At 63.9% G+C, this 16,574-nt stretch carries 16 protein-coding genes; 8 read left to right on the top strand and 8 right to left on the bottom strand.

Annotation, left to right across the window (positions count from 1 at the left end):
• The 4 genes from NITMOv2_RS22225 to NITMOv2_RS22240 form a co-directional block, all read right to left on the bottom strand.
• Complete coding sequence (locus NITMOv2_RS22225) at positions 1-753, bottom strand: alpha/beta hydrolase (protein ID WP_053381909.1); 753 nt, start codon at positions 751-753, stop codon at positions 1-3.
• 2 nt (positions 754-755) lie between these two features.
• Complete coding sequence (locus NITMOv2_RS22230) at positions 756-1,469, bottom strand: alpha/beta hydrolase (RefSeq protein ID WP_053381910.1); 714 nt, start codon at positions 1,467-1,469, stop codon at positions 756-758.
• A gap of 3 nt (positions 1,470-1,472) precedes the next feature.
• Positions 1,473-2,966: a protein adenylyltransferase SelO gene (locus NITMOv2_RS22235; protein ID WP_053381911.1), complete on the bottom strand. Its 1,494-nt coding sequence runs from the start codon at positions 2,964-2,966 to the stop codon at positions 1,473-1,475.
• A gap of 69 nt (positions 2,967-3,035) precedes the next feature.
• Positions 3,036-3,407 (bottom strand): Na-translocating system protein MpsC family protein, encoded by a 372-nt coding sequence (locus NITMOv2_RS22240; protein ID WP_053381912.1) that lies wholly within the window; start codon positions 3,405-3,407, stop codon positions 3,036-3,038.
• 336 nt (positions 3,408-3,743) lie between these two features.
• On the opposite strand from NITMOv2_RS22240, the gene NITMOv2_RS22245 reads away from it, so the two are divergent.
• The 5 genes from NITMOv2_RS22245 to NITMOv2_RS22265 all read left to right on the top strand — a co-directional run bounded on the left by NITMOv2_RS22245 (position 3,744) and on the right by NITMOv2_RS22265 (position 10,720).
• Positions 3,744-5,456, top strand: coding sequence for an NADH-quinone oxidoreductase subunit 5 family protein (locus tag NITMOv2_RS22245; protein ID WP_238590425.1), 1,713 nt, complete (start codon positions 3,744-3,746; stop codon positions 5,454-5,456).
• Positions 5,453-6,754: a proton-conducting transporter membrane subunit gene (locus NITMOv2_RS22250; RefSeq protein ID WP_053381913.1), complete on the top strand. Its 1,302-nt coding sequence runs from the start codon at positions 5,453-5,455 to the stop codon at positions 6,752-6,754. Before NITMOv2_RS22245 ends, NITMOv2_RS22250 begins: the two co-directional genes overlap by 4 nt.
• A complete protein-coding gene (locus NITMOv2_RS22255) occupies positions 6,742-9,981 on the top strand; it encodes a DUF2309 domain-containing protein (RefSeq protein WP_053381914.1) in 3,240 nt (1,079 codons plus the stop codon). Before NITMOv2_RS22250 ends, NITMOv2_RS22255 begins: the two co-directional genes overlap by 13 nt.
• A gap of 24 nt (positions 9,982-10,005) precedes the next feature.
• Positions 10,006-10,347, top strand: coding sequence for a P-II family nitrogen regulator (locus NITMOv2_RS22260; RefSeq protein WP_053381915.1), 342 nt, complete (start codon positions 10,006-10,008; stop codon positions 10,345-10,347).
• A gap of 103 nt (positions 10,348-10,450) precedes the next feature.
• Positions 10,451-10,720: a hypothetical protein gene (locus tag NITMOv2_RS22265; RefSeq protein ID WP_053381916.1), complete on the top strand. Its 270-nt coding sequence runs from the start codon at positions 10,451-10,453 to the stop codon at positions 10,718-10,720.
• Between the two features lie 16 nt (positions 10,721-10,736).
• Here NITMOv2_RS22265 and NITMOv2_RS22270 read toward each other — a convergent pair whose 3' ends face one another.
• The 4 genes from NITMOv2_RS22270 to NITMOv2_RS22285 form a co-directional block, all read right to left on the bottom strand.
• Positions 10,737-11,138: a type II toxin-antitoxin system VapC family toxin gene (locus NITMOv2_RS22270; protein ID WP_053381917.1), complete on the bottom strand. Its 402-nt coding sequence runs from the start codon at positions 11,136-11,138 to the stop codon at positions 10,737-10,739.
• A complete protein-coding gene (locus NITMOv2_RS22275; protein ID WP_053381918.1) occupies positions 11,135-11,377 on the bottom strand; it encodes a FitA-like ribbon-helix-helix domain-containing protein in 243 nt (80 codons plus the stop codon). The genes NITMOv2_RS22270 and NITMOv2_RS22275 overlap by 4 nt, the downstream gene beginning before the upstream one ends.
• An 86-nt stretch (positions 11,378-11,463) precedes the next feature.
• The gene (locus NITMOv2_RS22280; RefSeq protein ID WP_053381919.1) at positions 11,464-12,507 is read right to left on the bottom strand and encodes a tetratricopeptide repeat protein; all 1,044 of its coding nucleotides are present in this window, start codon (positions 12,505-12,507) and stop codon (positions 11,464-11,466) included.
• Positions 12,508-12,515: 8 nt separating this feature from the next.
• Positions 12,516-14,003 (bottom strand): FAD-dependent thymidylate synthase, encoded by a 1,488-nt coding sequence (locus tag NITMOv2_RS22285; protein WP_053381920.1) that lies wholly within the window; start codon positions 14,001-14,003, stop codon positions 12,516-12,518.
• Positions 14,004-14,181: 178 nt separating this feature from the next.
• Between NITMOv2_RS22285 and hisS the strand changes: the two genes are divergently transcribed.
• From hisS to NITMOv2_RS22300, 3 genes are all read left to right on the top strand, one after another.
• The gene (gene hisS, locus NITMOv2_RS22290) at positions 14,182-15,465 is read left to right on the top strand and encodes a histidine--tRNA ligase (RefSeq protein WP_053381921.1); all 1,284 of its coding nucleotides are present in this window, start codon (positions 14,182-14,184) and stop codon (positions 15,463-15,465) included.
• 88 nt (positions 15,466-15,553) lie between these two features.
• On the top strand, positions 15,554-15,871 hold the full coding sequence (locus NITMOv2_RS22295) for a DsrE family protein (RefSeq protein ID WP_053381922.1): 318 nt from the start codon (positions 15,554-15,556) through the stop codon (positions 15,869-15,871).
• Positions 15,872-15,885: 14 nt separating this feature from the next.
• The gene (locus tag NITMOv2_RS22300) at positions 15,886-16,227 is read left to right on the top strand and encodes a hypothetical protein (protein WP_053381923.1); all 342 of its coding nucleotides are present in this window, start codon (positions 15,886-15,888) and stop codon (positions 16,225-16,227) included.
• The last annotated feature ends 347 nt before the right edge of the window (positions 16,228-16,574 follow it).

Below are 16,574 nucleotides of genomic sequence, written 5' to 3' on the forward strand. Positions count from 1 at the left end.
TCACGACCCGAAGACCGCGCGCTTGAGGCTATCCATATGGTCCGGGCCGCTCAGCCGATGGTCGCCGGGAATCAGGTGCAGTTCGATCGGAAAGCCGGGGTCGCGCGCGAGGAGTTCCTCGACGAACTGGCTGCTGCCCTGCGGCAGGATCACCGTGTCTTGCAACCCGTGCAGAATCGTCGTCTTTACGCGTCGCAAGCCATCGAAGCGCTGCTTCCAGACCGCCTCGCTTTCCTCCACCCACTTCCAGGCGATCGGATAATCGCGGTGGACTTCATCATCGTCCCACGGCATCCAGCCGGCGGTGTGCCACGCATGGCGGCGCTCTTCGGATATGGACCGCGCGCGGACGCCCATCATGTTGAACGCCGGCGCGATCAAGATGAGTCGCTCGACGGACGCACATTCCTGCGCCATCATCCAAGCAATCCAACTGCCGAGTGAATTGCCGGTAATGGTTACCGGTGGTCCATCTTTGAGGCTCCGGACGACAAGTCTGGCGTCGTCGACCCAATCTGACAGGGTGTAATCGGTAAAGCTTCCTTCCGACTCCCCGAACCCCCGCACGTCATAGCAACAGAATCCCCACCCCCGCTCCTCGCACCATTGGGCGAGCGCCTTGCTTTTGTTCCCCCAGCGTTTGGACAGGAACCCGGTGATGAACAGCACCTGGCGATCTCGCCCCTCCGCCCGATCGCCGCGGATGAGCTTGCCGTCCGGACCGGTGAGATGAAACGGCTGGAGCGCGCTCATATTCAGTTCAGCACCCTGCGCAGAAAGGAGCTCAGCGACCTGAGTACCGGCGGGGAAATTTCATGCCCCCCGCGGAAGCTCTGCCATTCCACGGCGAGGCCGGATTGGGACAAGGCCTCGCGGAGCCGCTCCGCTCCGACGTAAGGAAGAATCTCATCGTGCGTACCATGGCTTTGGAAGACCGGCAGGCCCTTGCGCTTTGCCATCAAGGGGGCCCAGACGGAGTGGGCCAGCACATTTCCCGAGAGCTGCACGAGGCCGGCAAATGGATAGTCCGTGTGCAAAACGGCGTCGCAGGTCAGCATGGCGCCCTGGGAGAAGCCGCCGATGGCGGTCCTCTTATATTCAATCGGCAGACGACGGGGCAGTTCCGCGAGAAACGCCAGGATCCGCTCGCGGGCCAACGCCAGCCCTTTCGGAATTTCGATCGAGAGATCACGTACTCGACCCGCCTGGCGGTCCGCTTGAATCCGCGCCATGTCGATCATCCACCAAGCGCGCGAGCTGCCGTAGCCGAGGCTCAAGTCCAACGGCCCCTCCGGAAAGATCCACCGCGTACCAGCCGGCGCCTGGATGACGTCGGCCAACGGCACCAGATCGTCGCCCGGCGCGCCGAAGCCGTGCAGAAGAATCACGGCCGGCCCTGTCCCGCCTCCCTGTCCATCCGTGCCGCCGGTGAGGCGGACGGTGAGTCCGCCGATTTTTTCCCTCTTCATCGGCTACGACGAGCAGCTCACCGAAAGGTGTTTGCCCCAGTTGGGCGGCGCCGCGGCATAGGGTTCCATGCCCGGGCGATCGGTGAAGGGATCTTGGAGCAGGGTGAAGAGCCGATCGATTTCGGAGAAGTCGCCCTGTTGCGCTTTGTCGATCGCCTGCTGGGCCAGATAATTCCGCAAGACATACCGGGGATTGACCCGCTCCATGCGCGCCCGCCGTTCGTCGTCGCGGCTCTGTTCGCCGCGGAGGCGATCCCGATAGCGCGCCGCCCACTCGTCGAAGCGCTCGCGATTCAGGAAATGCTCCCGCAGCCTATCTTTTTCACCCTCTCCCTTGAGGCGAGAGGGCGGGGTGAGGGTGAAGAATTCGCCGAGTTCTCGAAAGACGATCGTGTAGTCGGCATGGCTCTCCTGGAGCAGACCCAGGAAGTCCCGGATCAGCTCATCGTCCTCGGGCCGCGCGTCGCTCAATCCGAACTTCGCCCGCATGAGCCTGAGGTACTCGGCTTCGAACAGCGGCGTGTAGCGATCGAGCCCGGCTTTCAAGGCTTCCCTATCGGTCAAGGGCAGGAGCGCCTGCGCGAGGCAACTGAGGTTCCACAGTCCGATGTAAGGCTGTTGGTTGAAGGCGTACCGGCCGTTGTGGTCCGAGTGGTTGCAGATGAAGCCGGCATCGTAGTCGTCCATGAAGCCGAACGGGCCGTAATCGAGCGTTAACCCGAGGATGGACATGTTATCCGTATTCATGACGCCGTGCGCCCACCCGGCCGCTTGCCACCGCGCGATCAGCCGGGCCGTCCGTTCCACCACTTCGGCGAAGAAGCGGGCGTACTTGTCCGTGGCGTCCTTCAGATCACGGAAATGCTGGTCGATGACATAGTCGGCCAGGATCTTGAGCGCGTCATACTGCTTCCGGTAGTAGAAGACCTCAAAGGTGCCGAAGCGGACATGCGTCGGCGCCATGCGCAGCAGCATCGCGCCGGTTTCGACCTGCTCGCGATAGACCTTCTCGTCGCTGCCGACGAGGCAGAGCGCCCGCGTCGTCGGGATGCCCAGCTCGTGCATCGCCTCGCTGCAGAGATATTCCCTGATGGTGGAACGGAGCACGGCGCGCCCGTCGCCGTCGCGCGAGAACGGTGTCATCCCGGCGCCCTTGAGATGCAGGTCCCATTTCTCGTCGCGGTCGTTCACGGCTTCCCCCAATAAGATGGCGCGGCCGTCGCCGAGCTGGGGGACGTAGACGCCGAACTGATGGCCGGCGTAGAGCATGGCGAGCGGCTCCATGCCGGGCACCAAGAGACTCCCGCCGAAGACTCCGACGAACTCAGGTCTCGTCAATTGCTCGGGGTCGAGGTCGATCAGCTCGGCCGCGGTGCGATTGGCATGGATGAGATACGGCGGCGAGCCGAACGGTGTGGGATTCAGCTTGGCGTAGAACGCCTCCGGCAGGCGGGCGTAGGTATTGTCGAAGGAGAGCTGTTCCAGTCCGCGGCGCATGGCGTTCGTCGGGAAGTCCCTTGTGCATCTTACAACGCCGGAGGCACGTCATGCCGCGCTCCGGCCGGCCTAGCGCACCAGGGCCTCGAGATCCTTCTCCAACGCGAAGACGATCACCCGTTCGCCGATCTGCGCGTCGATGTCCGTGAAGAGCGCCGTGGCTTTCACCCCGGTAATCTGGCTGATTTGCTCGCAGAGCTTATCGCGTCCTTGGGCGATGAGATTCTGCCGGAGGCGTTTCACCATATCGATGCCGTCGGCCGTCTTGGCAAGCTGTCGCTCGGCCGGAGTGAGGACGCCTTTCAAGCGGATGAGCACCTGGTCGCGGACGATGAACGCCTTGACGTCGTCCGGTCCGCGCCCCATGAATTCCTGCTCGAATTTAATGACGGCGGTGCGCATCGCCGCTTCCATATCGCCTTTTGTCCGGCCGCTGCTCATCGGTCATTCCTTCGAGGGGAAACGCGGCGAGTCATTATAGGGGCGCGGCTGGAAGCCTCACAAGGACAAACTGCCCCGGCCCCCGAAGCCGGGCCTGCCGGATCTAGCGGACGACCGTCTGGCTTGACTTGGTGAGGACGGATACTTGATAAGTGTCGGGCGCAGCGCCTTCCGCTTGGTTCCGACGGGGCGGACGGATCTGCCGGACGTGATACGAGGCGGCGGTAGGGTGACCGGTTTCCAGCGGGGCCGGGCGCAGTACAAGCCAGCCGGCTTCTCTCGCGGGAGAGAGGCGGCTGGCTTTTTTGTTTCTCGACTCCAAGCGACGACATGTCCATGACGATGACGACCATGCTCGCCGTGCTGATCCCGTTGTTGCCGCTCGTTGCGGCGTTGGCCGTCCTCGTCGGCGAACCGGAGACGCAGGATCAGCGGGCCCGCCTCGGCGTCTGGCCGCTGGTGGCCTCGTTCGCTCTCTCCTCCCTCCTTCTCGTCCTGGTCGCTTCTCAGGGAGCCGTCACGATCCGCTTCTACGATCCGGCGTCGATCGCCAACCTCGCCTTGCCGCTGGGCTTCCATGTCGATCGGCTCAGCGCGGTGATGATGGTGCTCATCTCCCTCGTCGGCACGATCATTTACCGCTACTCCGTCACCTATATGTACCAGGATCCCGGCTATCGCCGCTTCCTGTCGTTGATCGGATTCACCACGCTCATCCTGCTCTGCATGGTGTCCAGCGCGAATCTCGTGATGCTGTTCCTGTTCTGGCAGCTCTTGAGTTATGTGCTGGCGCTGCTCGCGCATAACCTGAACCATGCCGCGACGTTGGAGGGGGCCTTCAGGACCTTCACGCTCCTGCGTCTCGGCGACGTGGCGTTTTTCGCCGGGATCGTGCTGGCGCACAGCTTGTACGGGACCATCGAGTTCCAGGAGCTGTTGGTCCGGGCGGCCGAGCGGCCCCTGACTCTGACGGTGCTTCCCGGTCTGGACATGAGCGGGCCCACGGCCGTGACCCTGTTGTTGTTCATCGGCGCGATGAGCAAATCGGCCCAGGTTCCGCTGCATCTCTGGCTCCCCCGATCGCTCTATGCGCCGACGCCCGTGCATGCGTTGCTGCACGCCGGCATCATCAACGCCGGCGGGTTCCTGATGAACCGTCTCGCGCCGTTGTACGGCTTGAGCCCGACCACCCTGCATGTCGCCTTCGTCGTCGGCACGCTCACCGCCATCCTGGGCGCGTCGATGATGCTTACGCAGAACGACATCAAGAAGACGCTCGGCTTTTCGACGATCGGACAGATGGGCTACATGATCATGGAATGCGGCTTGGGCGCCTTCGCCCTGGCCGTCTTCCATCTCATCGCGCACGGCCTCTTCAAGGCCACCGTCTTCCTCAACTGCGGCAACGTGATCCACAAGGCGCGGCAGGAACCGGCGCGGCCGCCGGCGTCCCACCCCGCCGACGAGCCGGTCTTTTCCCGCCTCAGCTGGTCGACCGGGTTCGTCACCACGCTGTTGCTGCCGCTGGTCATCTTATTGGTCGCGCACGGCGCCCTGCGGATCCCGCTCGTGCATTCGCACGGCACGGTGATCTTTCTCTTTTTTATCTGGGTCACGTCGTCCCAGGCGATCTTGACGCTCACCCGCCTGCGGGGCATCGCGTCGTGGAAAGTCTCCGCGGCCATGCTGGTCACGTTGCTCCTCGTCGTGTTCACCTATCTTTTCGCCGCCGAACGGTTCACCGCGTTTCTCTACCCGGACCGGACCGACGTCGACGCGTATTTCCAGGCGGCCGCGCTCCCGGGTCCTCTCTTCGACATTCTGGTGGGGCTGATGACTCTGCTGATCGTTCTCGGCTGGGCGTTTCTCTACGCCCGCAGCCGCGGACAGGCCATGCCGGTCCCGCGGTGGCTGGAGGAACTGCACGTGCAGCTGTACGTGTGGTTCATGAACCGCCTGTACCTCGACGCGGTTTTTGCCAAGGCGGGCCGTGCCGTCATGCGGCTGGCGTCCCGGCTGGATCGGCGCTCGTTCGGGAGGACCTTGTGACTTTCTCCGCCCAGCTGTGGCCCCTGGCCGTAGCGCTGACCGTCGCCGCCGTGGGGCTGGCGCTTCTGCGCAAACCGGACGCGCTCAAAGTATGGCTCGTGATCGGTGCGATGGTCTCGCTCGGAACCGTCGGATGGACGGCGGGCCAGCGGCCGGCGCACGCGGCCTCGCTCCCCCTGACCGCATTGCTCCCGCTGGCGGCGTTCGCCTCTCTGCTGGGGCAAGCCGTCCACCGCCGACAGTGCGGCGGCTGGCTCGTGAGCTTCCTGGGTCTGGGCCTGAGCCTGGGAGTCCTCACGGCGGAGCCTGCGCTCGCCGCGTTCTGCCTGGTCGCCGTGCTCGCCGTAGTCGCAGCGGCCCTCCTTCTGGCTCCGAGCCGAGAACCATCGTCCGGCCTGTGGGGCATCGGCACGCTCGGACTGGGAGCCCTGATGGCGGCTGGGTCTCTCATGACCGGCCCTCCGGTTTCCTCGCTGGCCTGGGCGCTGGCCTGTGCGACGGCGCTCCCGCTGGTTCCCTTGCACAAAGGCTTTGTCGCCGCCCTTACTATCCTGCCGGCGAATCTCCCCGGCTTCCTCGCCGTGGCGCTGCCCGTGATCGGCTTTCACGGACTGCTGACCGTGTTGCCGCTGGTGCCGCCGGCGATCGCCGACGCGCTCGGCGCGCTGGCCCTCGCGGGCGTGGCGTACGGCTCGCTGCGGGCCTTCACTCAGTCGCGCGCCGCCTCGGTCGTGTCGTATGGGGGCGCGGCGTTCTATTGCATTCTCTGGTGGTACCTGTGCTCGACGCGGACCGCGCCCGCTCACACGGTGGTGTACCTCTCGGCCGTCGGCTTGGCGACCGGCGGGCTTCTCCTGGCCTGGCACCAGCTGCGGGCCCGCTACGGGGAGATCGATCTCCGCGCACTGAGCGGACTGGCGCGCCCGATGCCGCGATTCGCCGTCGTGCTCTCGCTGCTCGCGCTGGCGGCGATCGGCCTTCCGCCGTTCGGCGTCTACGCCGGCATGCTCGGCATGCTGCTGGCCCCGTCGTTCACCTGGTCGAGCGCGCTGCCGATCATCTTGCTCGGCTGGCTGGCGGCCGCCTGGTACCTCTTCGCGCTCGTGCAGCGCCTCTTATTCGGCGCGCACCGCCCGGAGTATCGGCATGAGGACTTGCGCGGCCCGGAGTGGGCGTCTCTGGCGCTCTTCGTGGTCTTTCTGATCGCCTTGGGCATCATGCCCGACCGCTGGTTCGATCCGGGCGCGACGCCGCTCACGCGGACGGTCGTGATGGGAGCGCCCTCATGGAGCAGATGACGGCCGACATCGCCCAAGAAACACGGCGCATGGAGCTGCGCGGCGTGGTCCTCGTCGCCGGCGAGGTGATCGCGCAGTATTGGCCGATGCGGACGTTCGTCCATCACAATCCGCTCCACAGTCTGGAGTATCTGCCGTTCGAGGAGACCATCCGGCGGGGCCGCCTCTTTCTCGGCGGGCAGGGGTATCTGTCCGGCGACACCTATCGCGCCTATCTCCGTTCGGGTCGCATTCGTGTCCACCATCTCGAAGAAGCGCTCGGCGATCGCGCGCGGGGCCAATCGGTCACGGTCGGCCCCTGCCGGATCGCTCATCGGGACGTGCTGCGCGCCTGCCTCACGCACGGCCTGTCCGCCGCGTTTCAGGAACCGCTCGACGCGCTGCTGGAGCCGCACGAGGACGGGGCCTTGGTGCAGGCCTTGGCCGATCACCTCGCGCCCGCCTTGCACGCCCCCTCGATAGACGCGCAGGTCGCGACGGCGGCCGCGGAGGATCAGGCCGCGCTGGGACGTCAGCTGACGCTCTCCACCTGGTGTGATCGCACGTTCGGCACGGAGATCGTCACGCTGGTGAACAATGAGATGATCAAGTGGTGTGAGGCGTTCCTGGACGAAGGCCACGCGACCTGGCCCATGCCGGGACGCGAGCAGGGGTTTTACGCCGCCTGGAGGGCCTTGGCCGCCAAGGAATGGTCCCCCTGCGGCATCGCCGACAGCCGCCGGAAGATTGCCCGCCTTCCCGCCCACCCCGAAGACGCCGTGCTGGAAAGCCTGGAGACGCTCGGGATCCCGGAGGAGCTCCGGCAGGATTATCTCTCCCTCCAGCTCACGGCCCTGCCCGGCTGGGCCGGGTTTGTCAAATGGCGCGCGGAGCAACGGGACTATCCGTGGCAGCAGGCTTATCCGATCAGCCTGGTGAAGTTCCTGGCTGTGCGCTTGTGGTACGTGCGCGAGCTCGTGGAGCAGGTCTGCCGCGAGCGGCTCGGCCGTCCGGGGACGTTCGCCACCGCCTGGGAGTACATGCGCACGCAGCCGCACGCGTACTTCTTGCGAAAGGAACAGACGTCGGGCCGCCTGCCGGCTCCCTATGCCGGGCAGGTGGACCGGCTGTCCCGCGAGGCCCGTCCGGAGTGGAAGGCCGCGGCGGATCGCCTTCAGCGGGAAACCGGACCCCACCGGGATCGCTCGCTCCGCAGGGCGGCCGCGCGCCGGCTCCTGGCGCTCGCCCAGGCGCTGGAGCTGGTCCCGTCGGTGCTGTTCGACGGGACACCCGACGAGCTCGCGACGCTGGTGCGCTGGATGGACGCGTTTCCCGAGTCCGAGCACGGACCCGTCTGGCTGAAGGCCTTCGAAGCCGGCTACCACGACCAGCTTTGCGGCATGTTGATGAGGACGGCGCCGGTCGCTGAGGCGCGGCCGCCCGATCCCGCGCCGGTGCGGCCGCAGTCCCAGTCCGTCTTCTGCATCGACGTGCGGTCGGAGCCGTTCCGCCGCCATCTGGAGGCGACGGGCGCCAACGAGACCTACGGCTTCGCGGGATTCTTTGCCGCATTCATCCGCTATCGCGCATGGGGCAAGGAGCATTACACCGACCAGTTTCCCGTGATCATGCGGGCGCGCAACGAGGTCCGCGAGATTCCCCGCAGCTACCTGCAACACATGGTCTCGAAGCACGAATCCCGCGCGAAGCTCGTCCACGCCGGCCATACGCTGCTGCACGACTTGAAAGAAAACGTGGTGACGCCGTACGTCATGGTGGAATCGCTGGGCTGGCTCTATGCTTTGCCGATCGTCGGCAAGACGGCCTGGCCGGCGCTCTACCGCCGCTTCACGGCCTGGCTCCGCCGCCTAGTCGTCCCGTCGATCGCGACCAGCCTCACCGTCGAAAAATTGCCCCCGGCCGAGATCGAGGAGATGGTGGTCGCGGAGCAACGGGCCGTCATCTGGAAGGCGCTGCGCGAACGGCTGGGCATCCGGGGGTCCCGGATCACGGCTGACGTCGTCGAAGCGCTGCGGCTGCAGGCGCTGAACGGCGACGGCGGGATGGACCCGTCGCTCGTCAACGCCGGCCACGCGCTCGACCTGTCGAAAGACGCCCTCGGTGCGTTCGTCGAGGAGTTGCGGCGGGAATACCGCCTGAATCCCCGCTCGGCTTCCCGGCAGAAGGAACGGCTGACCCGCGCCGGCTTCACGCTGGAGGAACAGGTCCTCACGGTCGAGACGGCGCTCCGCATGATGGGCCTCACGACCCGCTTCGCGCGGCTGGTGTTGTTCTGCGCGCACGGCAGCACGTCGGAGAACAATCCGTTCGAATCGGCCTTGGATTGCGGCGCCTGCGGCGGCAACGAGGGGAAGCCCAACGCCCGAGTCCTCGCGATGATGGCGAACAATCCGCGCGTGCGCGAGCGCCTGGTGAAGAACGGCCTCGACATTCCCGCCGACACGCATTTTCTCGCGGGCCAGATGGATACGGCGACCGAAGAGGTGCAGCTCTTCGACCTGGAAGACGTCCCGCTGACCCATCGCAAGGACGTGGCCCGGCTGTCGGAGGACTTGCGCGAAGCCGCCCGCTTGACCAGTCAAGAGCGGGCGAGCCGCTTTCCGGACGTGAACGAGCCGGTCTCCCCCGACGAAGCGGCGGCGCTGGTGCATGAGCGCAGCGCGGACTGGAGCCAAGTGCGGCCCGAATGGGGGCTGTCCGGCAATACGGCTTTTATCATCGGCCGGCGGGAACTCACGAAGGGCCTGCAGTTAGCCGGACGCGTGTTTCTCCATTCGTATGACTATCGGGAAGATCCCTCCTGCCGCCTGCTGGAGGTGCTGCTGACCGGCCCACAGGTGGTCGCGCAGTGGATCAACATGGAGCACTATTTCTCGGCGGTCGATAACGAGGTGTACGGCAGCGGCAGCAAGATCTATCACAATGTCGTAGGGCGGGTCGGGATCATGTCGGGTCCCTGGAGCGACCTCCGCCTCGGGCTCGCCTGGCAGACGGTCATGAACGGCGCGGCGCCCTATCATGAGCCCATGCGGCTGCTCACCGTCGTCGAAGCGCCGCGCGCGAACATCGACAAGCTCATCGGGCGGCACGAGCTGCTGCAGCACTTCTATCACAACGAGTGGGTGCACCTGATCGCCCTGGATCCCGAGGACGGCGGCCTGTACCGCTATCGGCCGTCCGGCGCCTGGCATCGGATCACGGTTGTATTCGCGCAAGCGATCCGGTAAGAGGAACAGAAAGGAGCTGATCGCATGAGCGGCTTGACGCTGCATCCGATGAAAGAGATCCGCGTGATCGTCGCCGGCGAGCACCGAGCCTTCGTCACGGAGCTGTTCGACAAGGTCCACGCGACGGGCTACACGATCATCGGCAACGTCTCCGGCAAGGGTCACCACGGCGTCCGCGAGGCCCATTTCATGTTCAGCGAGCAAGAAAGTCTCGTGATGATCATGACGGTGGTGCCGGAGGAGAAAGTGGAGCCGATCTTGGCCGGCCTCCGGCCCCTCTTCGAGCGGCACTCCGGCGTCATGTTCGTGGCGGACGTGGCCGTCAGCCGGCGGGAATATTTCGGGAAGACGGGCGGCGGTTCGTGAGAGAACCGGCGTCGCGGCACGAGCGCCGGCCTGTCGCCACCCTTGTCTTTCTCCGACCGGTTTGTCTAGAATGGCGCCTCTTCAGCCTGACGAGGAGTGACGCGTGAAGGGCTTACGCTTCGAGCGCATCGGGAGAGGCCGCTACTACAACGTGGTCTTCCACATCGGCAGCACCTACGTGCCGGTGAGCGACGAGACCGTCGAAGAGCTGAAGACGCAGAGCTTACTTCCCGCCGAACGCTTCCTCGATCTGCTCGTCGACCGCATCGGCTATTCCTCCTACCTCAAAGACCAGATCCGCACCGAGCTCAAGTCCTCCGGCGATCCCGTCACGCAGATTACCGTGCTCCAGGGCGCAATCCGCGAGCTGTAAGCGGTCGGTACGGTCGCTACTTTGTAAAGTGTGAGGGCGAAACAGCGACGTGAGAGAACGCTTTCAGGACCTGCTGATCGGTCGTCACTAAAGGTACGCCCAAATCCTCGGCCAGCGCAACAAACTCGCAATCGTAAGCTGAACAGCCGGATCGGTCGGCTAACACCAATACCTGCCGAGATACTACCGTGTACTCGTGTTCCGCCAGCCGCCGTTCAGCCTCTTGCATAATGGGCAGCGCGTCATCCAATGCGAGTAACTTCTTGCGGACCAACCCGATCAACGAGTTTCTAAATTCGGAGCGCCACAACAGCGGGGCGCTCCATACGGGATCTTTACGTTGAACAGCTTCACTCTCAGCGGTCCGTTCCCCTTCTATCAGAAGGTAGATCAATAAATTTGTGCCCGCGACGATCATGGCCGGCCGGCTGTCTTGAGTTCATGAAGCAGCCGGTCCGTCAAGCGCATGCCTTTCGGCGTTTTTCGGACCGCGCGCGCTCGTGCGAGCAACGCCTCGGCGTCGATCGGCACGCTATGGGTCATCTGCTCGAGATAGGAGATCACCTCGAGATTCAAGCTGCGACGGTGGGCGGCCGCCTGCTGTTTGAGCCGCTTCACCAGCGGTTCCGGAATGTTCTTAATGGTCAACGTGGCCATAGTGCCTCCGCAATGGTTCCATATCGCATCCGTTTTGGATGCTACTCTGGACGCCGTGACTCCGTCAAGAACCGTGAAGGCAATTTCTAGTCCGGGACCTGGCCCTCTTGAAAGAGCTGATTCATGAGCGCGTTTTTCATTTCGGGGTCGCGGTAGTACTTCACGGCTTTGGAATAATTGTCCATGGCGCTTTGGCGCTTGCCGCGGATGGCGTAGAGCTCCGCGATGCCGTGATAGGCGCGCGGGTCTTCGGCGTTGCACTTGAGCGCCCGGTTGAAGAGCTCCTGCGCGTCCTGCATCCGCTGTCTCCGTAAGCTGATCCAGCCCAGGGCCGAATAGGCGGCCCCGAACTCCGGATTGGCGGCGAGCGCGTCGCGGTAGGATTTCTCCGCGAGGTCCAATCGTCCGCGGGTTTCGTAGAGGCCGCCCAAGGCGAAGTGAACCTCGGCGTCCTGCGGATTGAGTTTCAGCGCGGTTTTGTACGACTGCACCGCCGGCTCCATCTTGCCTTGCTCCGCCAGGGCGCACGCGAGGTTCGCATGGGCGACGGCATCCTCCGGATGCAGCTTGATGACCTCGCGATATTCCTTGATGGCCATCTCCAGCCGGCCTTGCTCCTGATACGCGACGCCGAGATTCGTCCGGGCCGGCGCAAAGTCCGGCGCCAAGCGGACTGCCTCGCGATATTCCTTGATGGCCATCTCCGGATGGGCGGCCCGCTCGTGGATCTGGGCCAAAAAATAATGGGGGTAAGCGGAGTGAGGCAGCAGCCGCGCCGCTTCCTTGTACGACTGCATCGACTGTTCCGATTGTCCCGACTGCGCCAGAAAGAGGCCCATCACGAGATGCGCATGACCATTGTCCCGTCCTTGCTCCACGAGCGACTCGACCCACTGTTTCACGGCGGCGATATCGTGCTCCGCCTCCAGGCAGAGCGCGTGAATCTTCCAGGCCTCGCCGAACTGGCCGCGCAGGAGATGCACCACGTTCTGCGCGAAGTACGGACGGGGATCTGTTTGCTCGGCCGCCTGCTGCTCTGCGACCCAGGCGGAGGCTTCGGCCAAGAGCCGGTCCCAGTCGCCCGTCAGAATGGCGGCTTCGCACTGTGGTCGATGGCGGTTCATGGGCATGAAGGCGGTCAACGCGTCAATGTGTCTTCGATGTCGGGCGGGGTGGCTTGAATGCGGTCGCCGAGCGAGGGGACCCGTTGTGCCAGCCGCTGCTTCATCTGCCAGGCGACGGTCCGATAGGACCAGTGGCCTTTGACGCCGGACCGCAGCTTGCTGATGTAGTCGACCTCGGCATAATCCATTTTGAACAGGCAGCGGACTTTGAAGCCGAACGGAATCGCATACAGCGAGGCCTCCTGATCCTTCTTTTTCAGGAGCTCGATATCCTGCCGCACGGCGTCCATCGCCTGCCGGTATTCCCGATCCAAGCCCGCCTCCGTCAGCGGCGGCGGAGTATCATAGCCGTGGAGGGTCGTGAAATTCTGCTGCACTTGCTGGCACCGCCGATGCCGGTGCATGTCCCGCCAGGCGCCGATATCCATCAGGATATCGAAATTGAACGCATAGCCGCTGCGGAATTCCCGGATCAATTCGTCATACGGCCCGCGCTGCCGGGTCGCCACTTCGATCGTGTCCTGCTTCTGTTTGTCCGTCCACTCGTTGACGACGGCGAGGAGGGCTCGATACGGAGCATGGGACACCCGATAGAGGAGCGTCGTCACGACTTCATCCAGCGGATGGTGCGGTTCGATCAAATCGACCGTCTCGGGCGGGCCCCAACTCCCCGGCTGATCCAGCCCCGTGCCGCGCAACGCTTCTTTCGCATACCGGGCCAACTCTCCATAGACGGATTCCTGATAGGCGTTCGGCTTGGCATGGCGCGCCAATGTCGGAGCCAAGGGATCGCGGAGCCCTTCCTTCTGACCGCAGAGCTCGCCCCAGAGGTTGACCGGCGGACGCTGGCAGGCTTCTTTGAGATCCTCGCCGATGGCCCGCAGCTCGGGGAGTTGGGATGAGAGGAGCCGCGTGATTTGTTTTTCCAGGGTCCGGATGCTCACCACCTGTCCCACGTTCGTCTTGGCGGCCAGCGGCAGGAGGTACCGCGTGACGTCAAAGGCGCGCGCGGCGATCGTCCGCTGGTAGTCGGCCGGTTTCATCGTGTCGGGTTTCGGCTCGCGCTCCGACAGGAACGTCGTCAACGGATCGTGCAACAGCCGGTAGATTTCCGCCAGGCTGCGCAGGATCCCTTCATACACCGCTTCGGTCTCGCTGCCCCTGATCTGCCCCGGCACGAACCACCGGCTCGACGCGAAGTTTTGATAGCGGCTCGACTTGGCCTGGCCGTCCCAGAGGGGCTCATCCTCCAGCCTGATCGCCGCCAGCTCCGAGATTTCTTCAAAGCAGATGATGACGTGGCCGAGGTCCGCAATCGACGCGTGGCCGTAGTCGAAATAGAACTGTTCCCAGAATTTCTCCGAGGAATGGCCGTGGACCCACCGGATGCTGTCTTCGATGGAATCCGGCGAGCGGCTGTAGCGCGCGAGCGCATAGGCCGATTTTTCCGGGGGCATCGGAGCGACGGCGATGACGCGGCGACCGGTTTGATCCTGGCTCATGGCAGCGTGCCGTTCACGAGGGAACGATCGTTCAGGGAGCCGACCGTAGGCCGGGCACTATACCGCTCGGCCTCTGTGGGCGCAAGGTCGGCTCCGTTGACTTGCTTCAAAACCCGCCGCTATAGTCCGCGCGACCGGTGAAGATGGCGGATCAGGCGGGCGGGACGAGGCGTTCAACATGATCAAGGGGATCAAAGGTGTCAAGGACCTCCTGCCGGAGGAGACGCCGCGCTGGCGGTTGATCGAGGAGACCGCCCGGCGCTGGGCGATCGCCTACGGCTTCCAGGAAATCCGCATTCCGATCTTCGAAGTCACCGCGCTGTTTGCCCGGAGCATCGGCGCCTCCACCGACATCGTCGAAAAAGAAATGTACACGTTCCCGGACCGCGACGGGACGTCCCTGACCTTGCGCCCCGAAGGGACGGCCGGGACGGTGCGGGCCTATGTCGAGCATAACCGCGCGGCCGAGCCGGTTCCGCAAAAATATTTTTACCTCGGGCCGATGTTTCGTCACGAGCGGCCGCAGGCCGGCCGCTTACGCCAGTTCCATCAGTTCGGCGTCGAATCGTTCGGCACGGCGGACCCCCGCGCCGATGTGGAGGTGATCGCGCTGCTCTGGCGTCTGCTCTCCGATTTGTCGCTTCCCGCGCTCACGCTCGAAATCAACAACCTGGGGTACACAGCGGATCGCGAGGCTTATCGGCCGTTACTCGTCGCCTATCTGAAACGGCACGAAGAGAAGCTGTGCGCCAACTGCCGCCGCCGGATCGAGACGAATCCTCTGCGCGTGCTGGACTGCAAGGTGCCCGAGTGCCGCGCGGCCACTGAATCCGCGCCACGCCTCTCCGACAGCCTGTCCGACAACGCCCAGGGCTACTTCGCCGGCGTTCTCGCCGGTCTCGATGCCGTCGGCATTCCTTATCAGCTCAATCATCGGCTCGTGCGGGGCCTCGACTATTACTGTCTGACGACCTTCGAAGTCACGACGACCAGTCTGGGCGCGCAAAACGCCGTGGGCGCCGGGGGCCGCTATGACGGCTTAGTTGAAACGCTCGGAGGGCCGCCGACGCCGGCGGTCGGATTCGCCGTGGGTCTTGAGCGGATGGTCATGATGCTGCCGGATGGCGCGGTGCCGCCGCATCCCGGCCGACACACGGTCTATGTGGCCGGATTCGGCGAGCAGGGATCGCCAGCAGGGTTCTCCGCACTGGAGGAACTGCGCCGCGGCGGCCTGCGCGCCTTGTCGGATTTCCGTTCGTCGACCCTCAAAGCCCATCTGCGTCAGGCCGATCGGCTCGGTTGCCGATTTGCGCTGATCATCGGCGATGACGAGGCCGCGAAGGGGGTCGGTCTCCTCCGGAACATGGAGACAAAAGTGCAGACGGACGTGCCGTTGGCCGGCCTTTTTTCGGCTCTCAAGCCCCTCGTCTCATCCTCCTCTGGTCCCGGTTTTTCACATTGACTTTCTTTGGAAAACCTCTTAGGCTGACACGGATTTCGATAGACTCAAGTATTTGATTTCACAATATGAAATCCTGTGGATTCGCTCTATGAAGAGGAAGGTCGGTTTCCTCCTGGCTCTCCCTCCGAACGATCCCAGTGCGGCCACGGTGCAGGGCCTGGCTCAGGCCGCGCTGCAGGCCGGTCATGAGGTCTACTTATACCTCATTGACGAGGGGGTAAAGAACATGCCGGAGGCCGGCTACCTTGCGCTGGCCCGAGAAGGCGCCAAGGTATTTGTCTGTGCCTACGGCTGCCAGCAGCATCATGTCCCGACGGATTCGGTGGACCCGGCGGTGTCTTTGTGCGGCCTGGTCGTACTCTCGGGACTCATCGATGCTTGTGATCCGTTTCTGTCTTTTACCTGATCTGAGCGGATCGCATGGCCAAGACGGTCGCCGTCGTCATTCGTGAAGATCCTCGCCGCACTCACCGTCCGGTGGAGGCGCTCCGGATTGCGCTCGGTCTCGTGGCGGGAAACCATGCCACCACCGTTGTGTTGTTGAATGAAGCAGCGCGTCTTTTGTCGGAGGACACGGACGATGTCGTCGACGTCGAGATCTTGGAAAAATATCTGCCGTCGATCCAACAGTTGGAGGTTCCGTTTGTGCTTCCCGAGTTCATCGACCGGTCGGGTGTCCGCACCGACTTTGCCGTGCGATATGAATCCGACGACACCATCCGCCGATTGCTTCAATCGATGGATCGCACACTGGTGTTCTAGTTCCGCCTGAAGAGTAAGGCCATGTCTCTGTCTTCTTCTGTCTATCTGATTCGAAAATCGGCGGCCGCTCTTTCTCCGACGCTGTATGTGTCGGGAGACTCTGATTGGGTGGTCGTCGAGATCGGTGAGGATAAGCGATCGTCTGACTATAGGGAGCTTCTTGAACTGGTGCTCCATGCAGAGAAGGTGATTACGCTCTGACTTCCGAAAATTTGCTTCCAAAGAGAAAATCCGTCGTCGGAGTCGTCGTAGGAGTAAGGGGTGGAATAGCGGGGAAAGTCTCGATGTCGTTGGAAAAAGAGGCGGGCTTTCGGTCCCCGGATGAGGATGAGTTTGTGGATACCTCC

Origin of the sequence: Nitrospira moscoviensis (assembly GCF_001273775.1) — a bacterium.
Taxonomy (GTDB): Bacteria; Nitrospirota; Nitrospiria; order Nitrospirales; family Nitrospiraceae; genus Nitrospira_D; species Nitrospira_D moscoviensis.

What these genes read in the sequence shown, in the direction of transcription:
- NITMOv2_RS22285 (WP_053381920.1), bottom strand. Translation starts at nt 14,003, where the DNA reads ATGAGCCAGGATCAAACCGGTCGCCGCGTCATCGCCGTCGCTCCGATG.
- NITMOv2_RS22270 (WP_053381917.1), bottom strand. Translation starts at nt 11,138, where the DNA reads ATGATCGTCGCGGGCACAAATTTATTGATCTACCTTCTGATAGAAGGG.
- NITMOv2_RS22245 (WP_238590425.1), top strand. Translation starts at nt 3,744, where the DNA reads ATGACGATGACGACCATGCTCGCCGTGCTGATCCCGTTGTTGCCGCTC.
- NITMOv2_RS22240 (WP_053381912.1), bottom strand. Translation starts at nt 3,407, where the DNA reads ATGAGCAGCGGCCGGACAAAAGGCGATATGGAAGCGGCGATGCGCACC.
- NITMOv2_RS22280 (WP_053381919.1), bottom strand. Translation starts at nt 12,507, where the DNA reads ATGCCCATGAACCGCCATCGACCACAGTGCGAAGCCGCCATTCTGACG.
- hisS (WP_053381921.1), top strand. Translation starts at nt 14,182, where the DNA reads ATGATCAAGGGGATCAAAGGTGTCAAGGACCTCCTGCCGGAGGAGACG.
- NITMOv2_RS22255 (WP_053381914.1), top strand. Translation starts at nt 6,742, where the DNA reads ATGGAGCAGATGACGGCCGACATCGCCCAAGAAACACGGCGCATGGAG.
- NITMOv2_RS22260 (WP_053381915.1), top strand. Translation starts at nt 10,006, where the DNA reads ATGAGCGGCTTGACGCTGCATCCGATGAAAGAGATCCGCGTGATCGTC.
- NITMOv2_RS22235 (WP_053381911.1), bottom strand. Translation starts at nt 2,966, where the DNA reads ATGCGCCGCGGACTGGAACAGCTCTCCTTCGACAATACCTACGCCCGC.
- NITMOv2_RS22230 (WP_053381910.1), bottom strand. Translation starts at nt 1,469, where the DNA reads ATGAAGAGGGAAAAAATCGGCGGACTCACCGTCCGCCTCACCGGCGGC.
- NITMOv2_RS22300 (WP_053381923.1), top strand. Translation starts at nt 15,886, where the DNA reads ATGGCCAAGACGGTCGCCGTCGTCATTCGTGAAGATCCTCGCCGCACT.
- NITMOv2_RS22275 (WP_053381918.1), bottom strand. Translation starts at nt 11,377, where the DNA reads ATGGCCACGTTGACCATTAAGAACATTCCGGAACCGCTGGTGAAGCGG.
- NITMOv2_RS22225 (WP_053381909.1), bottom strand. Translation starts at nt 753, where the DNA reads ATGAGCGCGCTCCAGCCGTTTCATCTCACCGGTCCGGACGGCAAGCTC.
- NITMOv2_RS22295 (WP_053381922.1), top strand. Translation starts at nt 15,554, where the DNA reads ATGAAGAGGAAGGTCGGTTTCCTCCTGGCTCTCCCTCCGAACGATCCC.